Origin of the sequence: Micrococcus sp. UYEF5 (genome assembly GCF_040546065.1) — a bacterium.
Taxonomy (GTDB): Bacteria; Actinomycetota; Actinomycetes; order Actinomycetales; family Micrococcaceae; genus Micrococcus; species Micrococcus luteus.
Window position 1 is genome coordinate 320,719 of the sequence record NZ_JBEPNB010000001.1, and the last position, 24,869, is coordinate 345,587.

Here is a 24,869-nt window from a genome sequence, read left to right on the forward strand (position 1 = left end):
GAAAGGACACACTGTGCACAACCGCCGGATCCGGATCGCCGCCGTCGGCGACCAGCTGCTGGCCGGTGCGGGCGACGCCCGCGCCATCGGCTGGTGGGGCCGCGTGCTCGCCCGCACCCAGGCCCCCGACGTGGAGCTGGAGAACTACGTGCTGGCCGTGCCGCACGAGACCACCGAGGACCTCAACGAGCGCTGGTGGGGCGAGGCCTCGCGGCGCTTCTCCGAGGAGACGGAGAACCGCCTCGTCGTGGCCCTGTCCGACGCGGACCTGGACCTGGAGGCCACCTCGACCGCCCGCTCGCGGCTGAACCTGGCCAACGTCCTGGACACCGCCTCGCAGCGGAACATCCCGGTGCTCGTGGTGGGCCCCACGCCCACCCTGGACGAGCAGCGCAACGCCCGGCTCGCCGAGCTCAACGCCGCCTACCTGGATGTGGCCGACCGGCGCAACCACGTGTACGTGGACACGTTCACCCCGCTGGTGGGCCACGAGCAGTGGCGCTCGGACCTGGCCTCCGGCCAGGGCCGGCCGGGCCAGGCGGGCCACGGGCTCATCGCGTGGCTCGTGCTGCATCGGGGCTGGTACCAGTGGCTCGGTCTGCCCGAGCCCACGGCCTGATGTGACAGAATGGACCACCGACCGACTCGTTGAAGGGAGACGTCATGAGCAAGCGTGCACGCAAGCGTCGCGACCGCCGCAGGAACGGCGCCAACCACGGCAAGCGTCCCAACGCCTGATCCGCTGATCGGCGTCGCGGACCGGCCGGGTGCCACCCGGCGACCGCAGAGACCACGAAGGGCCGTCCCCTCAGGGGACGGCCCTTCGTCATCGTCGGGGCGCCCGATCGGGTGCCCACGGGTCCGCATGTCGCGGTGTCAGCCCCAGGTGACGGTCGTCGTCGAGATCTGGGTGATGCGGGTCATGATGGTGGCCCGCAGCTGCGCGGGCGCCTTCTCCTGACAGCACCGACGCACCGCCGAGCGGATGAGCTCCTCGAGCTCCTTCTGGTGCCGGCAGTCCGGACACTCCGCCACGTGGGCGCGCACCTGCTCGATGTCCTCGGGCGTCAGGGCGCCGTCCAGGTACTGGTACAGCCGCTCCAGGGAGGCGTCCTGGGCGACGCGGCACTCATGGCCGTGCTGGTCCGCGGTCATCGCGTGGCCTCCTTCGTGCTCGTCTCGGTCTGCTTCGTGCCGCCGCGCCCGGTCTTCTTCTTCGGCTGGGCCTTGATGCCGCGCGCGGCCGCGTAGTCCGCGAGGCGCTCGCGCAGCTGCTTGCGGCCGCGGTGCAGCCGCGACATGACGGTGCCGATCGGCACGTCGAGGATCTCGGCGATCTCCTTGTAGGCGAAGCCCTCCACGTCCGCGAAGTAGACGGCGAGCCGGAACTCCTCCGGGATCGCCTGCAGGGCGTCCTTCACCTGGGAGTCGGGCAGCCGGTCGAGGGCCTCCGTCTCGGCCGAGCGCAGGCCACCGGAGGTGTGCTCGGCGGCCCGGGCCATCTGCCAGTCCTCCACCTCAGGGTTGTCCGCCTCGAGGGGCTGGCGCTGCCGCTTGCGGTAGAGGTTGATGTACGTGTTCGTGAGGATCCGGTAGAGCCAGGCCTTGAGGTTGGTGCCGGGCCGGTACTGGTGGAACGAGGAGTAGGCCTTCGTGTACGCCTCCTGGACCAGGTCCTCGGCGTCCTGCGGGTTGCGCGTCATGCGCAGCGCAGCGGAGTACAACTGGTCCACGAACTCGAGGGCGTCACGCTCGAACCGGGCACGGCGCTGCTGTTCGGACTCGGCGGCGACGTCGATGTCGGCGCGGTCGTGCTCGGGGGCGTCCTCGGGCCGGGCGAATTCCGGCCGGCTGTTGTCAGTGCTCATCGCGGGCCAGTCTACGGTCCGGGAGGGATGCGTCAGCAGGGCGGCGCTCATGCGGGGCTCCTCTCCGGCTGCGGTCCGCGGCGAGCGGGACCGGTGCGCCGACACGGGTACGGGGTCGTCCAGTGGAGCGCCAGGAGCGTTCCAGGTATTCCCCCGCGACAGGCCGACCCCGGCCGACAGCCGCCGGATAGGCTGGTCCGGTGACCCGCCCCACGCGTGCCGCCGCGCACTCCCCCGCCCCCCGTCCCGACGCCGCCGAGACCTGGCCCGCGCCCGTGGCGCGCGGCCCGGTGCGCGGAGAGGTGCGGCTGCCGGGATCGAAGTCGCTGACGAACCGGCATCTCGTGCTCGCCGCGCTCGCCGACGGTCCGTGCGTCCTGCACGGCGTCCTCGAGTCGCGGGACACGGCATTGATGCGCACGGCGCTCACAGCGCTCGGGGCCCGGTTCGAGCCCCTGTCCGACGGCGGACTGCGGGTGCATCCGATGCCGGTCGGCGAGCCGCTGGCCGGGGATGTCGCCGTGGACTGCGGACTGGCGGGGACGGTCATGCGCTTCGTCCCGTTCGTCGCCGCGCTGCGGCCCGGCCGGGTCCGCTTCGACGGCGACGCCGGCGCGCGCCTGCGCCCGATGGCCCCGGTCCTGGACGCGCTGCGCCAGCTCGGGGTGGCCGTCAACGAGGAGGGCGAGCCCGGTCGCCTGCCCTTCACGATGACGACCCGCGCGGACGCGGCCACGGTGGCCCCCGACGGCGACGTGCCGGAGGTCGCGGTCGACGCCTCCGGCTCCTCCCAGTTCCTGTCCGCCGCGCTGCTGGCGGCCGCGGGGATGCCGCGCGGCCTCCGGCTGCGGCACACCGGGCAGACCGTGCCGAGTCCGGAGCACGTCGCGATGACCGTCGGGGTGCTGCGCGCGCTCGAGGTGGACGTCGCCGAGACGGGTCCCGGGGCGTGGACCGTGGCCCCGGGGCGCATCCCGGCACACGAGGCGACCGTCGAGCCGGACCTGTCCAACGCAGGCCCCTTCCTGGCCGCCGCCGTGGCCACGGGCGGCTCCGTGACGGTGCCGGACTGGCCCACCCGCACGACGCAGATCGGCGACCGCTGGCGGCGGATCCTGCCGCAGTTCGGGGCGAGCGTGGCCCTCACGGTCGACCGCACGGACCGCTCCCGCGGCCGGCTCACGGTGACGGGGGCGGTCCACGACGACGGCGCGCCCCGCATCACCGGCGCCGGTGAGATCGCGGACACGGCCGAGCTCGCCCCCACCGCGGCCGCGCTCGCCCTGCTGGCCTCCGGGCCCACCCGCCTGACGGGGATCGGCCATCTGCGGGGCCATGAGACGGACCGGCTCGCCGCGCTCACCGCCGAGGCCGCCCGCCTGGGGATCACCGTGGACGAGGACGAGACGTCGCTCGGCTTCCCGGGGACGGACGCGTCGGGGCCGCTGTCGCCCGCCGCCCTCGAGACCTACCACGACCACCGGATGGCGACCTTCGCCGCCGTCGTCGGCCTGCGCGTGCCGGGGACCGGCATCGTGGACGTGGCGACCACCGCGAAGACGATGCCGGACTTCCCCGCACTGTGGACCGCGCTCGTGGCACCCGGCGATGCGGCCGAGGAGGCCCGCTGATGGCCCGGCGCCTCGATCCCTCCGCGTGGGACGAGTCCGATGTCCGGGTGCGCCCGTCCAAACGCGGCACCCGCCCGCGCACCAAGGAGCGGCCCAAGCACGAGGATGCGCAGGTCGGCATGGTCACCACGGTGGACCGCGGCCGGTACGCCGTGGTGCTGCCGGATCGCCTGGACGAGCGGATCACGGCGATGCGCGCCCGCGAGCTGCGCCGCACGCCGATCGCCACGGGCGACCGGGTGGCCGTCGTCGGGGACCTCTCCGGGGACGAGGGCACGCTCGCACGCATCGTCCGTGTCGAGGAGCGCAGCACGGTCCTGCGCCGGTCGGCGGACGACTCGGACGAGGTCGAGCGGGTGGTGGTGGCCAACGCCGACCTGCTGGTGATCATGGTGGCCGCGGCCAATCCGGAGCCCCGGACCGGCTTCATCGACCGCGCCCTGGTCGCCTGCTACGACGCCGGCATCCACCCGGTGCTGCTCATCACGAAGACCGACCTGCGTGATCCGGCCGCGCTGGTGGCGCACTACGAGGCCCTGGACCTGGAGGTGATGACCTCCGGTGCGGCGACCTTCGAGGCCGAGACCGGGGACACCGCCCTGGACGCCTCGCTCGTGGCCCGGGTGGCCGAGCGGCTGATCGGGCACACGAGCGCGTTCGTGGGGCCCTCCGGCGTCGGCAAGTCCACGCTGCTGAACGCGCTCACCGGCGCGGAACGGGCCACCGGCCACGTCAACGCCGTCACCGGCCGGGGCCGGCACACCTCCTCGTCCGCGCTCGCACTGCCGCTGACGGGCGACGACGGCGCCCCCCTGCCGGACACCTGGGTGGTGGACACCCCCGGCATCCGGTCCTTCGGGCTGGGCTGGGTCGAGCCGGACCGCGTGGTGGAGGCGTTCGACGACCTCGCCGGCGGGCTGGCGGACTGCCCGCGCGGCTGCACCCACACCGCCGACTCCCCCGGCTGCGGCCTGGACGCATGGGTGGCCGCGGGCCACGCCGGCCCCTCGGGAGCGGCACGCCTGGCCTCGCTGCGGCGTCTGCTCGGCAACCGGCTGGCCCCCTCGGGGGCGGAGGACGCGGCGTCGTCCGAGGACTGAGGCGGCCCGCGCGGTATAGCGTGGGCGGCATGGAGCGACCTGAGAACCCTGCGACCCGCGGCCGCGACCTCACGGAGGACCTGCGGCTGGCCCACATGCTGGCGGACAACGTGGACTCGATCACGATGTCCCGGTTCAAGGCCCAGGACCTCGAGGTCAGCACCAAGCCGGATCTCACCCCTGTCACGGATGCGGACCGCGCCGCGGAGGAGTCCATCCGCTCCACCCTGTCCCGTGCCCGGGCGCGCGACGGCATCGTGGGTGAGGAGTTCGGCGGATCTCTGAGCCGCTCCGGCCGGCAGTGGGTGGTCGACCCCATCGACGGCACCAAGAACTTCGTGCGCGGCGTGCCCGTGTGGGCCACCCTCATCGCGCTGCTGATCGACGGCGAGCCCGTCGTCGGCGTCGTCTCCGCCCCCGCCCTGCACCGGCGCTGGTGGGCCGCGGCCGGCCAGGGCGCCTTCGCGGGCACCTCGCTCACGCGTGCTCAGCGGATCACCGTGTCCGGCGTGGATCGGGTCGAGGACGCGTCGCTGTCCTTCTCCTCGATCGAGGGCTGGCGCGAACGCGGCTCGATCCGCGCGTTCCTGCAGCTCACCTCGGACGTGTGGCGCGTGCGCGGCTTCGGTGACTTCTGGTCCTACATGCTCGTGGCCGAGGGCGCCGTGGACATCGCGGCCGAGCCCGAGCTCGAGCTGCATGACATGGCCGCTCTGGTGCCGATCGTGCGCGAGGCCGGCGGCCGCTTCACCTCGCTGGACGGCGAGGACGGCCCGTTCGGCGGGCACGCGCTGGCCACGAACGGCCTGCTCCACGACGACGTCCTCGCCCGCCTCCGCGCGGGTGACGAGACCGAGGGCGGCGCCTGATGGCCGCGCGGGGGGAGACGACGGCCGACCGGAGGGGCGGGCGCGGGACGGATCGCCGGCCCGGCACTGCGGGTGCGGTGGCCCTCGGCGGTGCCGCGGGCGTGCTGTGCGGTGCGGGGGTGATGAACGCGGTGACCGCGCTGGCCGGGGCGCCCAACTTCCGCGGCACGTTCGGCGCCGCGTTCGGGGCGGTCGACGTGCTGGTCCAGGCCCTGCCGCTGTTCGTGGTGAACGTGCTCGGCTCGTTCCTGCTCGGCCTGCTGTGGGCGGCCTCGCGCTGCCGCGGGCCGGACTGGCGTCCACGCCTGGTGGCGGGGCTGGGAACCGGCTTCCTCGGTGCGTTCACCACCATCTCCAGCGCCGTCGCCCTGGTGCTGTGGCCGGTGCGGCTGGGCGCTGCGGCGTCCGGGGCGGGTGGCGTCCTCGCCGCGGCGGTAGCGGTGCTGCTGGTGCTCGCGCTGATGGCTGCACTCTCGACGGCGGCGGCCGTGCTCGGCCTGCGCGCCGGGGGCGCCCCGGGGTCGCGCGCGGTCGGGACGGATCGTTCGGCGGAGGACGCATGAGCGGCGCGGGATACGAGGTCTTCGCTCTCCTCCAGGTGGCCCTCCTGGCCTGCCTCGCGGCGGGCGGGGCGCTCGGCGCCCTGGTGCGCCGGCGCCTGACCGACCGGCTCGGCCCCCGGGGTCTGCTCACCGCCAACACGACGGCGGCCCTGCTCCTCGGCGTCACCGTCGGCCTGGCCGTGCCGGAGCTGGTGTACGCCTCCGGGGGCGGGGGCGACGGGCAGGGGCTCGTGCTCGTCGCGGCGGTGTCGGCCGTGGTGTCCGGGTTCTGCCTCGCCCTGGGGACGTGGTCCACCGTGGCCGCTGAGGCGGCTGACGCCGTGCTCGCCCGTCGATGGGGCACAGCCGCCCGCCTGTGGGCCGCGCATCTGGGTCTGGGGCTGGTGGCCGTCGTCGTCGGCTGGGGCGCCGGCCTGGGCCTGCACGCGGTCCTGGCCGGCTGAGGGGCGGGCCGCCGCAAACCGGTCGCGGACACGAGGAAGGCCCCGGAATCGGGGTGATTCCGGGGCCTTCCCGTGGTGGTGAGTGGAGCCGGCGGGAATTGAACCCGCGTCCGATGAGGTGTTGCCAGGTCTTCTCCGGGCGCAGTCTGCTGTGGGTGTTGCTCGGTCCTGGCCGTCCCGCAGACGGGCGGCCAACCCGGACCCAGCCGGATTGATGTCGGCGTCACGACCCCCGGCGAGGGTGACGCCCAGTGGCTATCTAGCTGACGCCACGATCCGAGGCGACAGCGACCTCGGGGTGACGGACTCGATCACTGATCAGGCAGCGAGAGCGAAGTCAGTGCGCTTGGATTCGGCACTTATTGGTTTGCAGAGAGCGTTTGACGAGATGACTCTGCATCCTCGGCCCGCTTCTCCCGACGCGACACACACCGTCGAAACCGATCGGCCCCATGGGGGCGACTCCTCTATGAGGTTGTCAATCACCACTGCAGGCGGAGGGCGCGAGGCCCGCCGGTCCTGAAACCGGCCCTGCGAGAGATACAACGTAGCACGCCCCCCGGGCATTCCCAAGGGGCCTGCCGCGCTCAGGCCACGCCGGCGCGCCGGTTGCGCATCCGCATGGCCCGCTGGGCCTCGCGGTTGTCCTGCTGCTCGCGCAGCTTGTGCCGCTTGTCGTATTCGCGGTTGCCGCGCGCGACGCCGATCTCCACCTTCACGCGCCCGTTCAGGAAGTACAGGGACAGCGGCACGATGGTCAGGCCCGGATCCTGGATCTGGCGGGAGATCTTCGTCAGCTCGGCGCGGTGCAGCAGCAGCTTGCGGCGGCGGCGGGCGGCGTGGTTGGTCCACGAGCCGTTGAGGTACTCCGGGATGTAGACCTGCTCGAGCCACAGCTCGTCCCGGTAGAAGACCGCGAAGCCGTCCACGAGCGAGGCCTTGCCCTCGCGCAGCGACTTCACCTCGGTGCCGGTGAGCACCATGCCGGCCTCGTACGTGTCGAGGATGGTGTAGTCGTGGCGCGCCTTCTTGTTGTTGGCGATCACCTGGCGCTCGCCGGGGGCCGGCTGCTTGGCGGCCTTGCCCTTGCTGTTCTTGCCCATGGCCTCACGTCCTTCCAGCGTCCACGGCGACGGCCGCGCCCCGATCAGGGCGCGGCCGTCCAGTCTATCCCGTGCCGGTCCGATGCCCGCCGAGGCGGTGCGCCGGGGCCGCGGGGCGGCGTCGTCGGCTCAGTCCAGCGACGCGCCGGTGAGCGCGCGGACCTGCTCCTCGGTGACGCCGGGCGCGGTCTCCACGAGCGCCAGGCGGGGCTGTTCCGGGGTGCCGACGACGTCGATGACGGCCAGGTCCGTGATGATGCGGTCGACGACGGCGCGGCCGGTCAGCGGCAGGGTGCACTGGTCGACGATCTTGGGGGTGCCGTCCTTGGACACGTGGTCCATCATGACGATCACGCGGCCGGCGCCGTGGACGAGGTCCATCGCACCGCCCATGCCCTTGACCATCTTGCCGGGCACCATCCAGTTGGCCAGGTCGCCCGCGGCGGAGACCTCCATGCCGCCCAGGACGGCGACGTCGATCTTGCCGCCGCGGATCATGCCGAAGCTCAGCGCGGAGTCGAAGAAGGACGCCCCCGGGTTCACGGTGACGGTCTCCTTGCCCGCGTTGATCAGGTCCGGGTCCACGGCGTCCTCCGTGGGGTACGGGCCCGTGCCGAGGATGCCGTTCTCGGACTGCAGCACCACGGACCGCCCGGCGGGGATGTGGTTGGGGATCAGCGTGGGCATGCCGATGCCGAGGTTGACGTAGGCGCCGTCCGGCAGCTCCTGCGCGGCGCGGGCCGCCATCTGGTCGCGGCTCAGGCCCTGGGGACGCCCGGTGGTCTGCTCGCTCATGCCTGCTCCTCCCCCGACGCGCGCACGGTGCGCTTCTCGATCCGCTTCTCGATGTCCGTGCCGACCTCCACGATCCGGTGCACGAAGACGCCGGGCAGGTGCACGTCATCCGGGTCGATCTCGCCGGGCTCGACGAGCTCCTCCACCTGGGCGATGCACACGCGGCCGGCCATGGCCGCGGGCGGGCCGAACTGGCGGGTGGCCTTGCGGAACACGAGGTTGCCGTGGCGGTCGCCCTTCCACGCGTGCACGAGGGAGAAGTCGGTGACGATGGAGCGTTCGAGCACATAGGTCTCGGGCTCGTCCGGGGTCTGGCTGAGGTAGCCCTCGCCGAGCACGAACGTGTCCGTGGGCTTGGCCTGCGAGGACTTCACCACGGTGCCGTCCGCGTCGTAGCGCATGGGCAGGCCGCCTTCGGCCACCTGGGTGCCGACGCCGGAGCGGGTGTAGAACGCCGGGATGCCGGCGCCGCCGGCGCGGAGCTTCTCCGCGAGGGTGCCCTGCGGGACGAGCTCCACCTCGAGCTCGCCCTCGAGGTACTGGCGGGCGAACTCCTTGTTCTCCCCCACATAGGAGGAGGTCATCTTCCGCAGCCGGCGCGCGCCGAGCAGGATGCCCAGGCCCCAGCCGTCCACGCCGCAGTTGTTGGAGACGACGGACAGGTCCGTGGCGCCCTGCTCGAGCAGGGCCTCGATGAGCTGCACGGGGTTGCCGGAGAGCCCGAAGCCGCCGACGGCCAGGGACGCGCCGTCCGGCACGTCCGCCACCGCCTCGGCGGGCGTGGCCACGGTCTTGTCGAGAGCCATGTCCGGGGTCCTTTCTGTCAGGGGCGGTCTGTCAGCGGAAGAGGATCAGGGCCTCGCCCTGGCCGCCGCCGCCGCAGAGCGAGACGGCCGCGCGGCCGCCGTCGCGCCGGTCGAGCTCGAGGGCGGCGTGCAGGGCCAGCCGGGCGCCGGAGGCGCCGATCGGGTGGCCCAGGGCGATGGCGCCGCCGTGGATGTTGGTCTTCTCGTGCGGGTAGCCGAGGTCGCGCAGGGACTGCACGGCCACCGCGCCGAACGCCTCGTTGATCTCGATGAAGTCGAGGTCGGCCACGTCCCAGCCCTGCTTCCGCACGGCGGCGTTGATCGCGTCCGAGGGCTGGGAGTGCAGCTGCGAGCTGTCCGGGCCGGCGGTCTGGCCGGGTGCGCCCACCGTGGCGAGGATCGTCAGGCCCTTCTCCTCGGCGAAGGCCCGCGAGGTCACCACGAGGGCGGCGGCGCCGTCGGACAGGGGCGAGGAGTTGCCGGCCGTGATGGTGCCGTCCTTCGCGAACGCCGGGCGCAGGGCGCCCAGCGACTCGGCGGTCGTGTCCGGGCGGACCCCTTCGTCCTGGGAGACGACCAGCGGGTCGCCCTTGCGCTGCGGGATCTCCACCGGGGCGATCTCGCCCTCGAAGACGCCCTCGGACTGGGCCCGGGCGGCCCGCTGGTGCGAGGCCGCGGCGACCTCGTCCTGCTCGGCGCGGGCGATGTTCCGCTCGCCGTTGCCGGACTCGGTCAGCTCGCCCATGGCCTCGTGGCTCAGGGAGTCGGTGAGGCCGTCCCACGCGACGGCGTCGAGCATGGTGGCCGGGCCGTACTTGAAGCCCGTGCGCGCGCCGGGCAGCAGGTGCGGGGCGTTGGTCATGGACTCCTGACCGCCGGCCACCACCACGTCCGCCTCGCCGAGGCGGATGAGACGGGCGGCGTCGATCACGGCGGTGAGGCCGGACAGGCACACCTTGTTGATCGTCATGGCCGGGACGTTCCACGGGATGCCCGCGGCGAGCGCGGACTGGCGGGCCGGGTTCTGGCCCGCGCCGGCCTGCACGACCTGGCCCATGTAGACCATGTCCACGTCCTCGGGGGCCACGCCGGCGCGCTCGAGCGCGTGCGTGATCGCGTGGGCGCCCAGGTCCACGGCGCGCAGGTCGGCCTGCTGCGAGAGCAGCCGGGTGAAGGGCGTGCGGGCACCGCCCACGATCACGGCATCGGTGGGCTGAGGCTGGGGCAGCTCGGCGGTCATGCGGTCCTCCTGGGACGTTCAACTCGGTTCATCACGATTCACTCAAATGCAGTCTATGACCCCGGTCACAGGCGCGCCAGGGAGCGACGCGTCTGTGACGGCGCGCCGCGGCACAGGGACCACGACGGCCCGCACCCGCAGCGCGCGGGTGCGGGCCGTCGTCGGGACGTCCGGGGATCGGGCCGGAGCCTCAGAGGCCCTGGCCGGTGGGCGAGACGAGGATCTTCACGGCCGTCTCGTTGTGGTGGATGAGGGTCTCGAAGCCCTGGTCGACCAGGTCGTCGAGGCCGATCTTGCCGGTGATGAACGGCGCGAGGTCCACGGCGCCGTCCTCGACCATGCGGATGGTGTCCGCGTGGTCGTTCGCGTACGCGATGGTGCCGCGCAGGTCGATCTCCTTCATCACCAGCTTGTGCAGGGCCACGGCGGGCTCGTGGCCCCAGATGGACTCGTTGACGATCACCCCGCCGGGACGCACCGCGTCCAGCAGCATGTCCAGCACCACGTCCACCGAGGTGCACTCGAAGCCCACGTCCGCGCCCTGGCCGTCGTGCAGCTCGCGGATCTTCGCGGGCACGTCCACCTCGCGGGGGTCGAATGCCTCGTCTACCACGCCGGCCTCGAGCACCTTCTGGCGGCGCAGCTCCGAGAGCTCGGAGACGTACACCGTCAGGCCCTTGCCCTTGAGCACGGCCGCCGTGAGCGCGCCGATGGGGCCGGCGCCACCGATCACTGCCACGCCCGACGTCGGAGAGCCGGCCCGCACCCACGCGTGGTGGGCCACGGAGAGCGGCTCGATGAGCGCGGCCTGGTCGAGAGGCACGGAGTCGGCCACCGGGTGGACCCAGCGGCGCTGCACCGCGATCTGCTCGGCCAGTCCGCCGCCGTCGCCGCCCAGGCCGATGAAGTTCATGTCCGGCGCGAGGTTGTAGTCCGGTCGGTCCCGGTCCTCCTCGCGCACGATGTACGGCTCCACGACGACCTTCTGGCCGACCTCGAGGTCCGTGACGCCCTCGCCCAGGGCGGCGACGGTGCCGGACATCTCGTGGCCGAGCGTGACGGGGGCGGCGTCGCCGGAGATCGGGTGCGGGTGCCCGGCCGGCGGGATGAAGATCGGGCCCTCGAGGTACTCGTGCAGGTCCGTGCCGCAGATGCCGCACCACGCGACGTCCACGAGGACCTGCCCCGGGCCGGCCGTGGGCGAGTCGATCTCCTCGATGCGGATGTCCTTCTTGCCGTGCCAACGGGCGGCGCGCATGGTCATGCTGGTCGACCTCCTGGGTGGGAATGGAGTCTGGTGCCGGACCGGCGCGCGGGGGCGCCTGCCCGGTGCTTCGAGCATCCCACCGGGCCGGTCTCCCGGGCCAGGCCCGAGGCCCCTGCGGGGGCTTGAACGGCGACGCCGGCCGACGCCTCACTGCGGAGGTGCGGGCCGGCGTCGTGGTGGCCTGGGCGGCGGGGCCGCGCCGTGGGGCTCAGTCCTCCTGGGCGGCCTTGACCTGCTCGGCGCGCCAGCGGATCCCGGCGTCCACGAAATCGTCGATGTGGCCGTCGAACACGGAGGAGGGGTTGCCCTCCTCGTGGCCCGTGCGCAGGTCCTTGACCATCTGGTACGGGTTCAGCACGTAGGAGCGCATCTGGTCGCCCCAGGACGCCTTGACGTCGCCGGCCATCTCCTTCTTCTTCGCGTCCTCCTCGGCCTTGCGCAGCAGCAGCAGACGGGACTGGAGCACGCGCAGGGCGGCGGCACGGTTCTGGATCTGCGACTTCTCGTTCTGCATGGACACGACGATGCCGGTGGGCAGGTGCGTCATGCGGACGGCGGAGTCCGTGGTGTTCACGGACTGGCCGCCGGGGCCCGAGGAGCGGAACACGTCCACCTTGATCTCGGACTCGGGGATCTCGATGGAGTCGTCCGACTCGATCAGCGGCACCACCTCGACCGCCGCGAAGGACGTCTGGCGGCGGCCCTGGTTGTCGAAGGGGCTGATGCGCACGAGGCGGTGCGTGCCGGCCTCCACGGAGAGGGTGCCGAACGCGTAGGGCGCGTTGACCTCGAAGGTGACGGACTTCAGGCCGGCCTCCTCCGCGTAGGAGGTGTCCATGACCTTGGTGGACCAGCCGCGCTGCTCGGCCCAGCGCAGGTACATGCGCATGAGGGTCTCGGCGAAGTCGGCCGCGTCCACGCCGCCGGCGCCCGCGCGGATGGTCACGACGGCGTCGCGCTGGTCGTACTCGCCGCTGAGCAGCGTGACGACCTCGAGTTCCTCCAGGGCCTTGCGGATGGAGGTCAGCTCCTGGTTCGCGTCGTCGAGGAGGGAGGGCTCGTCCTCCTCCGCGGCGAGCTCGACCATGGTCTCCAGGTCCTCGATGCGGCTCTCCAGGGAGGTGATGCGCTTGAGGTCCGTCTGACGGTGGGAGAGCTTGGAGGTGACCTTCTGGGCCTCCTCCGGGTCGTCCCAGAGGTCCGGTGCGGAGGCCTGCTGCTCCAGTTCGGCGATGTCCGCCTTGATGCGGTCGAGGTCCGAGACCTGCTCGATGGAGGCCAGGGTGTGGCGCAGGGAGTCGATCTCCGCAGAGAAGTCAGTGTCAGCCATGATTCGGCCAGCCTACCGCGTGGGGTGGACGCCGGTCGTGTGCCAGCGGCGGATCGCCGCCGCGACGGCCTCGGGCTCCGTGACGTGCGGCCAGTGGCCCGTGCTGACATCGACGACGGTGGCGTGCTGCGTGACCGCGTCCAGGTCCCGTTGGTGGACGTCCCGGGTGCTGCGCACGTATAGCGTCGGGACGGTGATGCCGGCCCAGAGGGCACGGGTGTCCGCGGCGAGGACGGCGGCCCAGAGCTCGCGCATCGGATGGTCCGGCGTGGCGTCCAGGTCGGTCAGGATCCGCTCGCGCCACGGCTCCGGGACGAGGAGGTCCCGCGCGAGCGAGGCGCGGAGCACGCTCCGCCAGTCCGGGCGGGCGGCGAGGCGGGCCTTGGCCGCCCGGGCGGCCAGGGCGGTGTCCGTCACCGGGACGTTCGAGTCGATGACCACGAGGGCGCGGGGCCGCACCAGCCCGTCGGCGACGGCGCGCAGCGCGATGACCCCGCCCGTGCTGTGGCCGATCAGCAGCCCCGGCACGGGGCCGGCCTGCGCCGCCCAGGTGCGGGCGGCGTCGAGGACGGGGTCCGCATCGGTCGCCGGCCGTGCGGCCCGGGGGCGGCCCTGACCGCCGGCGTCCGTGCCCGGGTGGCCGGGCAGGGCGGGCGAGGCGGCGAGGTCGGCCACGGCGCCGAGGGCGTCAGCAAGGGGCTCGAAGTGGGCGGGCCGGCCACCGATGCCGTGGAGGAAGCGGATCACCGGGCCAGGCTAGTGCGACTGCTGCCCGTCGCCTCGAGGGGGACCGACAGGGGCAGTGTCCCCGCGAACGGGCCGGTCATGGCGAACAGATCGGCCCGGGCGTCGAGGGTGACGACGACGGTGGTGCCGTCGTCGGCCACGCGGGCGTTCATCCCGCCGAGCCCGGGCACGGCCTCCTGGGCACCGACGGCCGCGAGGTGTGCGCTGGCGGAGGCGGCGACGTCGTCGTCGGAGAGCACGACGCCCGGGTCCTCCCCCAGCCGGAAGCCGAGCTCCTCTGCCCCGGCGATGGCGGCCGAGTCCGCGAGCGACTGCAGGCGGCGGTGCTGCAACTGCACGGTGGTGACCGCGAGCATGACCAGCATGAGGGCCACGAGCACGGCGCACAGGCCGACGGTGAGGACGGTGGTCTGCCCGTCGTCGTGACCCAGGCGAGCGGTGAGGCGGCGGCGCATCAGAACCTCGGCACAGTCTGCCGGGCGTCGGAACCCACCGTCACGGGGGTCAGCGACCACGCTGCCGGCGTGAGAGGGACGGGCACCCCCACGTCCACCCGCACGGCGACGACCTCGCCCGGTTCGAGCGTGCCACAGCCGCCCTGATCGCAGCCGACGGTCAGGTCGTACTGGCCGGCGCCCACGCCGTAGTCGGCCAGCGTGAGCTCGACGGTGGCGTGGGCGGCGCCTGCGCTGGGGTGATCAGCCTCGGCGACCACGGCCTTGACGGCCTGGTCAGCGGCGGCGACCGAGGCGAACGCCGCGGCCTGGACCTGGGAGACGTAGATCATCAGGTACACCACGGGGATCAACAGGACGAGGGTGAGGCCCAGGAATTCGACCGTGGCCGCTCCCCGCTCGTCGCGGACGTCATTGACGGAACGCATGACCGCTCACCTCCACGGGGATCGGGCCCGGCAGGAACCCCAGGCCGGGCAGCGAGCTCGAGACCGTGACGCGCAGGACCGGGACCCCGTCCTGGCTGGTGAGCTCCGCGGCGACGTCGGCCCCGGACTGGCCGGGCACGCCGGCCGAGAGCAGCTCCCGAGCCCGCTGGACGCCGTCCTCGGGGCTCCGGTCCGCGAGCGCCCCGTACCGGGCGCCGGCGGAGGCGGCGTCGATCATCACGTTGCGCGTGTGGATCACGACGCCGGCCTGGAGCAGCGCCGCGAAGAGCAGGACGACCAGGGTCATCACCATGGTGGACTCGGCCACCGCGGCGCCCCGGTCGTCCCGCCAGCGGACACCCGTGTGGCCGCCACGGGGCGCCTGCGCGCCGTGGGCAGCACCCCGGGGCATGCTCAGCCGCCCTGGGACACCTGGGAGATGGCCTGGTTGAACAGTCCCTGGAGCGCCGGCAGGGCGAGGGCCAGCAGGCCGGCCACGAGCACGGCGGACATGAGGGTGATCATCACCCAGCCGGGGACGTCGCCGCGCTCGTCGCGGACGTCGTCGTGGATGAGGGCGCGCAGGGCGGCCAGGACGGTGATGGCGTGGTGGTGGAGCATGGTCCCCTCCTCGGGTGGCCGGCCGCCCGTGCGGCCGGAGTGGATGGTGATCGTGGGTGGATGGATGGACTATTCAGTTGTGGGTCTTCAGAACCCCAGGCGCATCAGGGAGATGCCGGGGAAGACGGCGAAGATCACCGTGAGCGGGAGGATGCCGAACACGAGGGGCACCATCATCTGTATCTCCTTCCGGCCGGCGGCCTCCATGAGCTCGCGGCGACCCATCTCACGCACGTCCTGGGCCTGCGCGCGCAGGACGTCGGCGAGGGGCGTGCCGCGGTCGAGCGCGATGAGCACGCCCCCGATGAACCGTTCGACGGGGGCCAGCTGCACGCGCCGTCCCATGGCCTTGAGCGCCGCGGACAGCGACGCCCCGGCACGCATGTCGGCGAGCGTGGTGCGGAACTCGCCGGCCAGCTCCCCGCGCGCCGTCCCCGCGATGCGTTCGAGCGCTCCGGCGGCGCTCTCCCCCGCGCCCACCGAGAGCGCGAACAGCTCGGCCACGGACGGGAACTCGGAGAGGATGGCCTCGCGCCGCCGTCGCACCCGCAGGGAGAGCAGCTGCTCCCGGAGCAGGAACCCGGCCATGCCGCCGGCGATCACGAGGGCGACCCCCGTGATCACCGGCACGCGGCCCGTGACGGTGAGGCTGAGCGCGAGGACGGCCGCCACGGCGGCCCCCGCGGCTCCGCTCAGGACCTGCTGGGCACGGAAGTCCGTCGACGTGACCGCGAGCCCCGCGGCGGCCAGCTTGCGGTCGAGCGCCACCCCGCCCGGGGAGATGCGCTGGACCCAGCCGACTCCGGCCTGCACCACGGGATCGAGGATGCGTCCCCACGCTCCCCAGGGTGAGGCGCCCGCACGTTCCTCCTCGAGGAGGCGGGAGGCCGGGATGTGGTGGCGCAGCTGCGGTTCGACCCGTTGCTCGAGGCTGGGGCGCCAGCCCACCGGCTGGGTGACCAGGATGAGGAGCAGTCCCGCCCCGAGGGTGAGGCCCAGGAGCGCGGCCCAGATCAGCGCGGACGTCATGCGAACACCCGCTTCTCCCGGGGCAGCGCGCCGATGCGGAGCATGACGCGGTAGCAGACGACGGAGGCCACCATGCCGGCGAGGAGCACGGCCCCGCCGGCGGCGGACCGGTAGGCCGCGACCGCGGCGGGCTGGGTCCCCAGCAGCAGGAGCACGAGCCACGGGGCGCACACCGCCAACCGGGCCGCGTTCACGGTCCACGACTGCCGGGCCTCGAGCTCGGCGCGGATGCGGGCGTCCTGCCGGAGGAACTCGGAGAGGGTCTGCAGCAGACGGCCGATGTCGGCGCCGCCGACCTCGCGGGTCAGGCGCAGCGAGACCACCAGGCGGTCCGCGACGGGGTCGGCCATCCGGGCCTTGAGCCGGTCCAGTGCGTCCACGAAGCGGGCTCCGGCCCGGTAGTCCCGGGCGAACTGCTGGAACGGCTCGCGCAGCCCCTCCGGCCCGGTCTCCCCGAGCTGGATGAGCGCCTCCGGGAGAGTCAGGCCCGCGCGGATGGCCGACCGGGCGTGGTCGATCGCGTCCGGCCACAGCTCGCGCAGTGCCGTGGACCGCCGGCGGGCCTGCCAGGACAACAGCAGCCAGGGCACGGCCGCGCCGAAGACGGCGAAGCACGCGGCGATGGTCCACGTACTGGTCAGCGACAGGACGAGCAGCCCGACCACGAGACCGCCGACGGCCATGGCGGACACGACGCCGGCCGGGCTGAGACGCTGGATGCCGGACTGGGCGATCAGCACACGCAGGCGCGAGTCGGGGCGGGCGGCCCCGGGTTTCTCCGTGGGAGGGGACCAGAGGGACCACCACAGCAGGAACAGGCCGCAGCCGAGCGCGAGCCCCAGCAGCGCGGCCATCAGCGCAGCCCCACCAGCTCGTGGACGTCCACGCCGCGACGGGCGAGCGCCTCGAACTCCAGGTTCGCACCCTCGTTGAGGCGCAGGTCGCCCTCGGCGTCACGCTGGAAGAGCGCCGACGTCTCGATGACCCCGCCCTCCACCCGTGAGCCGACGGTGAGGATCTCCCGCACCCGCCGGCGGCCCTGACGGTCGCGCTCGCAGTGCACGACGACGTCGATGCACGTGGCGACCGTCGGGACGACGAAGTCCCGGGAGATGTTCTCCCCGGCCAGCAGCGGCAGCGTGCAGAGCTTCGTGAGCGCGTCCGCGGCCGAGTTCGCGTGGATCGTGCACATGCCGGCCAGGCCGGAGTTCAGAGCGACGAGCATGTCCAGCGCCTCGGCCTCGCGCACCTCGCCGACGATCAGGCGGTCCGGGCGCATCCGCAGCGCCTCCTTGACGAGGCGACGCAGCGGGATCTCGCCGTGGCCCTCCAGGTTCGGCTGGCGGCACTGCAGCCCGACGACGTCGCGCACCGGGATCTGCAGCTCGAAGATCTCCTCCACGGTGATCACCCGCTCCCGCGGGCCGATGGCCGAAGCCAGGCAGTTGAGCAGGGTGGTCTTGCCCGCCTGGGTGGCCCCGCTGACGAGGATGTTCATGCCCGCGTCCACGGCCGCGTCCAGGAAGCGGGCCGCCGTCGGAGTGAGGGAACCGCCCCGGACGAGGTCGTCCAGCCGGCGCGCCCGGGCGATGAACTTCCGGATGTTCACGGCCCAGTGCCGCCGCGTGATGTCGGGGATGGCCACGTGCAGGCGCGAACCGTCTGGCAGGGCCGCGTCGACGAACGGCATCGACAGGTCCAGCCGCCGGCCCGAGGACTTCAACATGACTTCGACGAGGTCCTGCACCTCCTCCTCGGTCAGGACGATGCCCGTCAGCTCGGAGCGGCCGGACCGCGCGCAGTAGACGGCGTCCGGCGCGTTCAGCCAGATCTCCTCCACGGAGGGATCGTCCATGAGCCGCTGGAGCGGCCCGAGGCCCGCGATGCGGTCGAACAGGTCCTGCCGCGCCGCCACGGGATCCTCCAGGTCCGGCAGCGAGCTGACCATCGCGCGGGACTCGTAGTCCGCGGCCGCGTCCTGGATGAGCGTCAGGACCCGGGCGTGCTCACGCTGCGGGTCGATGCCCTGCCGCCGGACGATCTCCCGGATCTCGTCCTCGAGAATGCGCACCGCATCCATGTGTCCCTCCTGTGCCCGATTCGGCGCCATCCCCAGCGCCGCACATGTCTCGATCAGGAAGATACCCCGTTCCGTCGATGCGTGTGGTCCAGGACACCATGACTGTGGACAACGTGGCGGCGGTCCCGTTCGACGGGGAGTTGTCCACAGGCCGCCCGAACCGCCATCAGGCCGTGGCAGGGTCGTCCCCAGGCGGCCGGACGGGCCGGTCGCCGGTCTCAGGAGGGAGGGGCGGGGATGGCCTGGAGCGTGCGGATCCTGGGCGGGGCCGCTCCCGAGACATGGCGGGTGGAGCACTTCCCCGCCGACGCGGACGAGCAGGACCGGGCGGTGCGGGAACGTTTTCCCGCCCGGTCGCTGCACCGGTGCGCTGCCGGGCCGCGCAGCGTGACGTACGCGGAACGGGTCGGGAGTGCACCGGCCCGGGGGCCGGAGCTCGCGGTGGTCACCGAGCACGGACCCGACGCCGGCCGCCTCGTCCCTCTGGGGGAGGGCGGGTTGAGCGTGGGACGCGGTGGGGCGCGGCTGCTGCTGGACGACCCCTCTGCCCCGTCGCGGCCGATGCGTCTGCGGCTCGCGCCCACCGGGCTGCACGTCCACGACGGCCCTCGGGGCACCGGACGCCTGTGGGACGGCCGGAGCCCGCTCCCGGTGGGCCGGACCGCCCTGGGTCTGGTCCGCGGGCCCGGGTCCGCCCTGCCGCGGCCGATCACGCCGGAGCCGCCCGCCGTCGACCTCGGCTCCCCACCGGCCCGGCAGTCCGTCGTGATCCCGCTGGTGGCGGCCCTGGGCCCGCTGGTGCTCGGGGTCGCCCTGGTCCTGATGATGGGCAACCCGATGTTCCTGCTGTTCGGCGTGCTGTCCGTGACGGTGGCGCTGGTCATGCTGGCGATGCAGCGCCGCACCCGGCTGCGGCATGCGCGGCTGCTCGCCGCCCGCGCGGACGCGGTCGTGCGGCGGCGGGCTCGGGCGACATTGAGCCCCGGTGCGGTGGCCCGCGCCGTCCGCTCCGGCGCGACGGATCGCTTCGGGCTGACGTCGGGGGCCGACGAGGCCGTGGCGGTCTCGTGGGGTTCCGGCGTCGGGGCGCTGTCCCTGTCGCGGGACGACCCGGACGAGGCATGGGTGGAGGCCGTCACGTCGCGGCGCACCGTGATGACGACGTCACCGCCGGAGTCGCGCGTCGTCGTGGTCGGGCCGCCGCGCGATGTGGCCGGGGCCTGCCGGTGGGCGGTGTTCCAGCTCCTGCGGCACGCGGTGGCCGCCGACGGCGCGTTCGTGGTGGAGGCCGGTGGAGTCCGCCGCACCTGGTGGTCGGGCGGGTCCGGCCCGCGGCTGCTGGTGTCGGCTCCTGAGGACGCGGCACTGGATCCGGCGTGGCGAGCGTGGCGGGCCGCCATCGGCGGCGACGCGGGGACGACGCCCACGGCCCGGGCGGATCTGCCCTGGACGCGGTACGACTTCACCGGGCCGTCGCCTGCGCCGGGGGACGCCGTCGTCGACCTGCGCGGGCGCACCGTCGTGGTCCCGGCCGAACAGCAGCGCTTCGAGGACGTGACCGCCGACGGCCTCGCCGACGGCACCCTGGTCGCCTGGCTGACCGAGCTGGCCGACGACGTCGTGGACCTCGGCCTGCTGCCCACCGACGACGGCGACGGCACGCTCACACCACCGGGGCAGGTGGGCGCCCGCGATGCCGTCGACGGGCTCACCGTGACCCTCGCCCGTAGCGGCGACGAGACGGGCGTCGTCGAGATGGACCTGGCCGCCGACGGGCCGCACCTGCTCATCGCGGGCACCACGGGATCCGGGAAGTCGGATCTCCTGCTGTCCCTCCTGCTGGGGGCTGCGGCGCACCACCCGCCGGCCGAGGTCGCGTTCCTGCTGCTGGACTTCAAGGGCGGCGCGTCGTTCGGTCCGCTGGGCGCGCTCCCCCACACGATGAGCCTGGAGACCAACCACGTGGGAACGGCCTCGTTGCGGGCGCTGAGCGCCATCCGGGCGGAGCTGCATCGCCGCGAGGCCCTCTTCGCAGAGGCCGGGGTCAGCGACTATCCCGGTTTCCGTCGCCGCCATCCGGACGCGGCGCTGCCTCGGCTCGTCGTGGCGATCGACGAACTGCGCGTGCTCGTGGACGACCACCCGGACGCGGCCGCCGTCCTGCAGCGTCTGGCCGCCACGGGCCGTTCCCTGGGCTTCCACCTCATCCTGGCCACGCAGCGGGCCACGGGTGCGGTGGGCTCGGACCTGCGCTCGAACCTGGGCAGCACGATCGCCCTGCGCACCGCGACGGAGCAGGAGTCGTGGGATCTCGTGGGCACGGCCGCCGCGGCCCGGCTCGACCCGCGTCGCCCCGGCTCCGCGATCCTCTCGACGGCGGGGCGCCCGACGGTCCCGTTCCGCGCGTCCCAGTGGACGGTCGACGGCGGCACGCCCGTGTGGCGACGGCTGGGCGAGGCCGCGGCCGCCCCGGCCGTCGCCCCCTGGGAGGCCGTCGTCTCGGTCCTGGTGGAGAAGTACGCGGCGGGTGACTGGCCGACACCCCCGCCCGTGGTCACCCCCGCCCTGCCGGAGCGCTGGGTGCCGGACCGCGCTCGCCGGGCGGAGGCCACGGCCCTGGCCCTGCTCGACGACGCGGCCCACGGCCGGCACCGTCCCTGGCGGTGGCCGACCGGCGCGGAGGGACGCACCGCATGGATCGTCGAGGCCGCGGGCGGTCGCGCGGAGACGCTGGCCGCCGTCGTCGAAGTGGCGCTGCGCAGCGGCCGGCCGGTGGCCGTGCTGGACGGCACCGGGGAGGCCGCGGCGGCCGCGCGGTCCGGGTGGCCGGTGCTGACCCCGGACTCCGAGGGTGCCGGGGAGGCCGTCCTGGCCCGCCTGCGCGAGCTCGCGGCCGCCGGCGGCACGGCAGTGATCACGGGCTGGAACGCGTGGTCCGGCCTGCGCGTCGGGGACACCTACCGCACGGTCGAGGAGGACGTGCACGACTGGCTCGGCCGTCCGACCGCCGCCGGCCTGCGGTTGGCGGTGTTCGGCGGCCGAGAGCTGGCGACGGGCCGGCTGCTGCTGCACCTGCCCCACCGCTTCTTCGTGCCGGCCGGGACGAACGCCGAGCACCGGCTCATCTGGCCACGGCTGACCGAGGTCGAGCCCCTGCCGGGGCGGGCCGTGCACATCAGTCCCGCCGTCCCCGAACCCGGCATGCCCTGCCAGCTCGCGTCTCCCGCCCCGGCGTGACCGCACTGACGGCGATTCCCGTGTGACCGCAGCGGAACGGTGGACTCAGCTCCGACGTCCACCCGGCGAGACGTTCTCCCGTCCTCCGTCGAACGTGGATGCCGTGGTCGAGGTCGCCAGGAGCAGTCGGACAGGGCGCCCCTTCGTCGCCGTCCGTCCAAAGGGGACGCCGCATCGTCCGGCGAAGACGTCCCGAAGGTCGCAAGACGGATGAAGCGAGGAGGCTGCTGTCCGGTCCTGCCTCGAGTAGCCCCGTGACCGTTCGCACGAGTGCCTCGGCACTCATGCAGAAGATTCCTCGCCGCTCGCTCGCGCAGTCTCCGGTGGGCAGGAGCCTCCTTTCCGCATCCGCACCGACAGCATGCGTCCCCGAGTCTCGCCCCCACCCAGCAGAGCACGCCCGGGGAGGAGCGCTGCAACGAGAACCCAGGGCACCGGTCGGAGAAACACTGCGCTTGCCCTCCACGCAATGAGCGGCAACTCACCCGTGGCGACAGACGCGAGCCACCTCACTTCTTCGCCCCGATCACCCACCCGCACTCTGGGGCAGCCGCTCACCGCGGTCTACGCTCTGACCCATGGCGCAGATCGTCCTCTTCCACCACGCCCTCGGTCTCACAGACGGCGTGCGCGCGCTCGCCGAACAGATCGCCAGCGGCGGTCACACCGTCCACACCCCTGACCTCTACGACGGCCGCACGTTCGCCACCGTGGACAAGGGTGTCGCCCACGCCCAGCAGATCGGCTTCGAGGAGATCGGCCGACGCGGCATGCGGGCGTGTGCCGAGCACCAGGAGGCCTCCGTCGTCGCGGGCGTCAGCATGGGCGTGATGCCCGCCTGGCGTGCCGCCCAGGTGGTGCCCGGCTTCCGCGCGTGCATCGCCATGGCCGGCGCCCTGCCCCTCGATGCCTACGCCCCGCTCTGGCAGCCCCACACCGCCCTGCAGATCCACCTCGGCACCCGCGACCCCTGGGCCCTCGAGGGCGACCTCGAGACCGCCCGTTCCTACGCGGCCACCGCCGAGCACCCGGACCGCCCCGCCGACCTCTTCGAGTACGACACGGACCGGCACCTGTTCATGGACCCCTCCACGGCGGACTTCGACGCGGACCTCACCGCCGTGCTGGTCCGCCGCATCCACGAGCTCCTGGCCTGAGTCGCGGAGCGGGCCCGGCTCAGGCGGGACGCCGCCCGCGCATCACCGTCGCCAGGGCGGCCAGCAGCACGAGCACGAAGCCCGCGGCCGCCGCGAACACGTAGCCCGCGGACGGGGCGACGCCGTCGATGAACACGCCGGCCAGCGGGGCGCCCATGGCGGCGCCCGCGGTCATGGCCGAGCCGTAGAAGCCCATCGCCTCGCCGCGCCGCTCCTCCACCACGAGATGCGAAAGCCGGGACGAGGCCGAGGCCAGGGTCGGCGCCGTCAGCAGACCCGAGGGGATCGAGGCCAGCGCGAGCGCCCACACCCCGTCCACGAGCGCGAGCGGCACCGTCGCCACGGCGAACAGCGCCATCAGCAGGTACGGGTGCACCTGGCGGCCCCACGCCCCGTAGAAGAGCCCGCCCACGGCGGAGGCGCCGCACCAGAACGCATACACCAGACCCACCGACGCCGCGGCGCCCTGCGACTCCAGCTCGGCCACCATCGAGACCTCGGTGCCGACCATGACGATCCCGGCCGCCATCGACACCACGAGCACCCCGAGCACCTCCGACCCGACCCAGGAGAAGTGGGTCCGCCGCCACTGCCGCAGCCGCTCGGCCCGGGCCCGGCGCGGCGCCGTCGTCGGCCCGGAGCCGTCCGCGGCGATGACGGGCAGCGCCCCGGTGACCAGGGGGATGGCCTCCGTGATGGCCGGAAGCGCGCCGGTCGCCAGGCTGGGGGCGGCCATCTCCACGTGCATGGGCGCGGCGGTCACCGCCTGGGCGATCGCCTCCTGACGGTCCTGCTCCTCGGTGTACGGGTCCTCGGTCGCCGGTCCGACGACGGCCAGCTGACTCGACCGTGTCGGCGGGTTGAACCACATCAGCAGGATGCCGCCCAGCGCGCTGGAGAGGCCGACGATGGTCAGGCCGAGGGCACTCGACCACGTGGCCGCGACGACGGCGCCCAGCGCCGGGCCCATCATGAAGATCGTCTCCGTGACGATGGAGTCCAGGGCAAACGCCGTCTGCCGGTCCTTGCCGTGGGTGAGCACGCCGAGTCCCTGCCGGACGACGGAGAAGATCGGCAGCGAGAACACGCCGCCCAGGAACACGGCCAGGAGCATCGGCCAGAACGGCAGCCACGGGACGATCGGCCAGATCACCGCCTCCGCGATCACGGAGGGCAGCAGTGCACGGCGCAGCCCCTTCGCGTCCACCACGCGGCCCCGCCACGGCGAGCCCACCGCGATGCCCAGCGTCATCGCCGCCCCAGCCAGGCCGGCCTGGCCGTAGCCCAGGCCCAGCGTGAGCGCCACGTGCAGGGTGAGGATCACCCCGGCCGCAGTGTGCGGGAAGCGGGCGATGAACCCCACCGCCAGCAGATGGCGGATCCGAGGGTCCTGCAACAGCCGTCCGTACGCTCCGAAGTCCACCGTCGAATCCTACGGGAGGGGTCAAGGCACGCCCCGGAGGCGCCGTCGAGACGGCCGCGCGCTCGGCGGACTCAGCCGTTGCTGCGCCGGTCCTTGGCCCGGATCAGGTCGAGGGCGATGGCCGTGCCGAGCACGGCGCAGCGCACCACGGGCGGCATGCCGGGGTCCAGGCGCATCTCGTACCGCGAGCGCCCGGCCAGGGCGTTCATGACACCTCCGAATTGCGCGGTCACGCGGGCGATCGGCCGCTGCCCCACGGTCATGGCGTAGTCGTGGTCCCACAGGTCGCCGGTCACCGCGAAGCACGTGCCGTCCACAACCTCGACGCTCACGGACGTCCGCAGGAACGCGAACTGGCGGACGAGGTGGGCGAAGGGCAGCCCGTCGGCGTCCAGGATCGCGAAGCGGTCGCGGCCGAACGTGGCCGGGTCGGCGAGGCGGAAGAGCACGCGGCCGTCGTCACCGTCGACCACGTCGAAGCTGCGGTTCCCCATCAGCATTCGGCCCAGGCCCCCGCCCGTAGTGACCACCGAGACGACGGTGCGCCCGTCCGGGTCCGTCACCTGGATGTCGTTGGACAGGAAGCTCGTCACCTGCTGCAGGATGAGGACGTCCGTGTGGGCGAGGCGACCGGCGTCGAAGGCGGGGCTCATGGGACCAGTCTGCCGTGTCGGGCC

27 protein-coding genes and 1 other RNA gene are annotated in these 24,869 nt (G+C 73.5%); 9 read left to right on the top strand and 19 right to left on the bottom strand.

The window, feature by feature from the left end; all coding sequences use genetic code 11:
• The first annotated feature begins 13 nt into the window (after window positions 1-13).
• Together ABIB16_RS01520 and ABIB16_RS11345 are read left to right on the top strand one after the other, a co-directional pair.
• Window positions 14-619, top strand: a complete 606-nt coding sequence (locus ABIB16_RS01520) for a GDSL-type esterase/lipase family protein (RefSeq protein ID WP_004167659.1) — start codon at window positions 14-16, stop codon at window positions 617-619.
• Between the two features lie 44 nt (window positions 620-663).
• Window positions 664-738 carry a 50S ribosomal protein bL37 gene (locus ABIB16_RS11345; RefSeq protein ID WP_095346645.1) on the top strand — a complete coding sequence of 25 codons (75 nt, stop codon included), beginning with the start codon at window positions 664-666 and terminating at the stop codon, window positions 736-738.
• 138 nt (window positions 739-876) lie between these two features.
• On the opposite strand, the gene rsrA is transcribed toward ABIB16_RS11345, so the two are convergent.
• Window positions 877-1,155 carry a mycothiol system anti-sigma-R factor gene (rsrA, locus tag ABIB16_RS01525; protein WP_060974333.1) on the bottom strand — a complete coding sequence of 93 codons (279 nt, stop codon included), beginning with the start codon at window positions 1,153-1,155 and terminating at the stop codon, window positions 877-879.
• Window positions 1,152-1,868, bottom strand: a complete 717-nt coding sequence (locus ABIB16_RS01530; RefSeq protein WP_036314006.1) for a sigma-70 family RNA polymerase sigma factor — start codon at window positions 1,866-1,868, stop codon at window positions 1,152-1,154. The genes rsrA and ABIB16_RS01530 overlap by 4 nt, the downstream gene beginning before the upstream one ends.
• A 200-nt stretch (window positions 1,869-2,068) precedes the next feature.
• Here ABIB16_RS01530 and aroA point away from each other — a divergent pair, with 200 nt between their 5' ends.
• The 5 genes from aroA to ABIB16_RS01555 all read left to right on the top strand — a co-directional run bounded on the left by aroA (window position 2,069) and on the right by ABIB16_RS01555 (window position 6,474).
• The gene (aroA, locus tag ABIB16_RS01535) at window positions 2,069-3,499 is read left to right on the top strand and encodes a 3-phosphoshikimate 1-carboxyvinyltransferase (RefSeq protein ID WP_044659233.1); all 1,431 of its coding nucleotides are present in this window, start codon (window positions 2,069-2,071) and stop codon (window positions 3,497-3,499) included.
• Window positions 3,499-4,599, top strand: coding sequence for a ribosome small subunit-dependent GTPase A (gene rsgA, locus ABIB16_RS01540; protein WP_044659234.1), 1,101 nt, complete (start codon window positions 3,499-3,501; stop codon window positions 4,597-4,599). Before aroA ends, rsgA begins: the two co-directional genes overlap by 1 nt.
• Window positions 4,600-4,628: 29 nt before the next feature.
• Window positions 4,629-5,468 (top strand): histidinol-phosphatase, encoded by an 840-nt coding sequence (gene hisN / locus ABIB16_RS01545; protein WP_041104303.1) that lies wholly within the window; start codon window positions 4,629-4,631, stop codon window positions 5,466-5,468.
• A 77-nt stretch (window positions 5,469-5,545) separates the two neighbouring features.
• Window positions 5,546-6,031 carry a FluC/FEX family fluoride channel gene (locus ABIB16_RS01550; protein WP_060974332.1) on the top strand — a complete coding sequence of 162 codons (486 nt, stop codon included), beginning with the start codon at window positions 5,546-5,548 and terminating at the stop codon, window positions 6,029-6,031.
• Complete coding sequence (locus tag ABIB16_RS01555) at window positions 6,028-6,474, top strand: CrcB family protein (protein ID WP_060974331.1); 447 nt, start codon at window positions 6,028-6,030, stop codon at window positions 6,472-6,474. The genes ABIB16_RS01550 and ABIB16_RS01555 overlap by 4 nt, the downstream gene beginning before the upstream one ends.
• A gap of 80 nt (window positions 6,475-6,554) precedes the next feature.
• Here the strand turns inward: ABIB16_RS01555 and ssrA are convergent.
• The 15 genes from ssrA to ABIB16_RS01630 form a co-directional block, all read right to left on the bottom strand.
• Window positions 6,555-6,926, bottom strand: a transfer-messenger RNA (tmRNA) gene (ssrA, locus tag ABIB16_RS01560).
• Between the two features lie 135 nt (window positions 6,927-7,061).
• Complete coding sequence (gene smpB / locus ABIB16_RS01565; RefSeq protein WP_044659238.1) at window positions 7,062-7,577, bottom strand: SsrA-binding protein SmpB; 516 nt, start codon at window positions 7,575-7,577, stop codon at window positions 7,062-7,064.
• A gap of 129 nt (window positions 7,578-7,706) precedes the next feature.
• Window positions 7,707-8,372: a CoA transferase subunit B gene (locus tag ABIB16_RS01570; RefSeq protein ID WP_060974330.1), complete on the bottom strand. Its 666-nt coding sequence runs from the start codon at window positions 8,370-8,372 to the stop codon at window positions 7,707-7,709.
• Window positions 8,369-9,178 carry a CoA transferase subunit A gene (locus tag ABIB16_RS01575; protein WP_060974329.1) on the bottom strand — a complete coding sequence of 270 codons (810 nt, stop codon included), beginning with the start codon at window positions 9,176-9,178 and terminating at the stop codon, window positions 8,369-8,371. Before ABIB16_RS01575 ends, ABIB16_RS01570 begins: the two co-directional genes overlap by 4 nt.
• Window positions 9,179-9,209: 31 nt before the next feature.
• Entirely contained in the window at window positions 9,210-10,418 is a 1,209-nt protein-coding gene (locus ABIB16_RS01580) for an acetyl-CoA C-acetyltransferase (RefSeq protein ID WP_060974328.1), read from the bottom strand.
• A 190-nt stretch (window positions 10,419-10,608) separates the two neighbouring features.
• Window positions 10,609-11,676: a 2,3-butanediol dehydrogenase gene (locus tag ABIB16_RS01585; RefSeq protein ID WP_041104337.1), complete on the bottom strand. Its 1,068-nt coding sequence runs from the start codon at window positions 11,674-11,676 to the stop codon at window positions 10,609-10,611.
• 217 nt (window positions 11,677-11,893) lie between these two features.
• Window positions 11,894-13,015, bottom strand: coding sequence for a peptide chain release factor 2 (gene prfB, locus ABIB16_RS01590; RefSeq protein WP_049147200.1), 1,122 nt, complete (start codon window positions 13,013-13,015; stop codon window positions 11,894-11,896).
• A gap of 12 nt (window positions 13,016-13,027) precedes the next feature.
• Window positions 13,028-13,762: an alpha/beta fold hydrolase gene (locus ABIB16_RS01595; RefSeq protein ID WP_049147203.1), complete on the bottom strand. Its 735-nt coding sequence runs from the start codon at window positions 13,760-13,762 to the stop codon at window positions 13,028-13,030.
• The gene (locus ABIB16_RS01600) at window positions 13,759-14,217 is read right to left on the bottom strand and encodes a Tad domain-containing protein (RefSeq protein ID WP_036381775.1); all 459 of its coding nucleotides are present in this window, start codon (window positions 14,215-14,217) and stop codon (window positions 13,759-13,761) included. Before ABIB16_RS01600 ends, ABIB16_RS01595 begins: the two co-directional genes overlap by 4 nt.
• Window positions 14,217-14,645 (bottom strand): hypothetical protein, encoded by a 429-nt coding sequence (locus ABIB16_RS01605; RefSeq protein WP_036313982.1) that lies wholly within the window; start codon window positions 14,643-14,645, stop codon window positions 14,217-14,219. The genes ABIB16_RS01600 and ABIB16_RS01605 overlap by 1 nt, the downstream gene beginning before the upstream one ends.
• Window positions 14,629-15,057 (bottom strand): TadE/TadG family type IV pilus assembly protein, encoded by a 429-nt coding sequence (locus ABIB16_RS01610; RefSeq protein WP_036381779.1) that lies wholly within the window; start codon window positions 15,055-15,057, stop codon window positions 14,629-14,631. Before ABIB16_RS01610 ends, ABIB16_RS01605 begins: the two co-directional genes overlap by 17 nt.
• 2 nt (window positions 15,058-15,059) lie before the next feature.
• Window positions 15,060-15,266, bottom strand: a complete 207-nt coding sequence (locus tag ABIB16_RS01615; RefSeq protein ID WP_010079078.1) for a hypothetical protein — start codon at window positions 15,264-15,266, stop codon at window positions 15,060-15,062.
• Window positions 15,267-15,353: 87 nt separating this feature from the next.
• On the bottom strand, window positions 15,354-16,295 hold the full coding sequence (locus ABIB16_RS01620) for a type II secretion system F family protein (protein ID WP_041104286.1): 942 nt from the start codon (window positions 16,293-16,295) through the stop codon (window positions 15,354-15,356).
• On the bottom strand, window positions 16,292-17,149 hold the full coding sequence (locus ABIB16_RS01625) for a type II secretion system F family protein (protein ID WP_010079080.1): 858 nt from the start codon (window positions 17,147-17,149) through the stop codon (window positions 16,292-16,294). Before ABIB16_RS01625 ends, ABIB16_RS01620 begins: the two co-directional genes overlap by 4 nt.
• Entirely contained in the window at window positions 17,149-18,375 is a 1,227-nt protein-coding gene (locus tag ABIB16_RS01630) for a TadA family conjugal transfer-associated ATPase (RefSeq protein WP_010079081.1), read from the bottom strand. Before ABIB16_RS01630 ends, ABIB16_RS01625 begins: the two co-directional genes overlap by 1 nt.
• A gap of 237 nt (window positions 18,376-18,612) precedes the next feature.
• Between ABIB16_RS01630 and ABIB16_RS01635 the strand changes: the two genes are divergently transcribed.
• Entirely contained in the window at window positions 18,613-21,612 is a 3,000-nt protein-coding gene (locus ABIB16_RS01635; RefSeq protein WP_170720470.1) for an FtsK/SpoIIIE domain-containing protein, read from the top strand.
• A gap of 578 nt (window positions 21,613-22,190) precedes the next feature.
• A complete protein-coding gene (locus tag ABIB16_RS01640; protein WP_170720473.1) occupies window positions 22,191-22,769 on the top strand; it encodes a dienelactone hydrolase family protein in 579 nt (192 codons plus the stop codon).
• A gap of 19 nt (window positions 22,770-22,788) precedes the next feature.
• Here ABIB16_RS01640 and ABIB16_RS01645 read toward each other — a convergent pair whose 3' ends face one another.
• Window positions 22,789-24,192: an MFS transporter gene (locus ABIB16_RS01645; protein ID WP_170720476.1), complete on the bottom strand. Its 1,404-nt coding sequence runs from the start codon at window positions 24,190-24,192 to the stop codon at window positions 22,789-22,791.
• 71 nt (window positions 24,193-24,263) lie between these two features.
• The gene (locus ABIB16_RS01650; protein WP_102708356.1) at window positions 24,264-24,845 is read right to left on the bottom strand and encodes an LURP-one-related/scramblase family protein; all 582 of its coding nucleotides are present in this window, start codon (window positions 24,843-24,845) and stop codon (window positions 24,264-24,266) included.
• Between the last annotated feature and the right edge of the window lie 24 nt (window positions 24,846-24,869).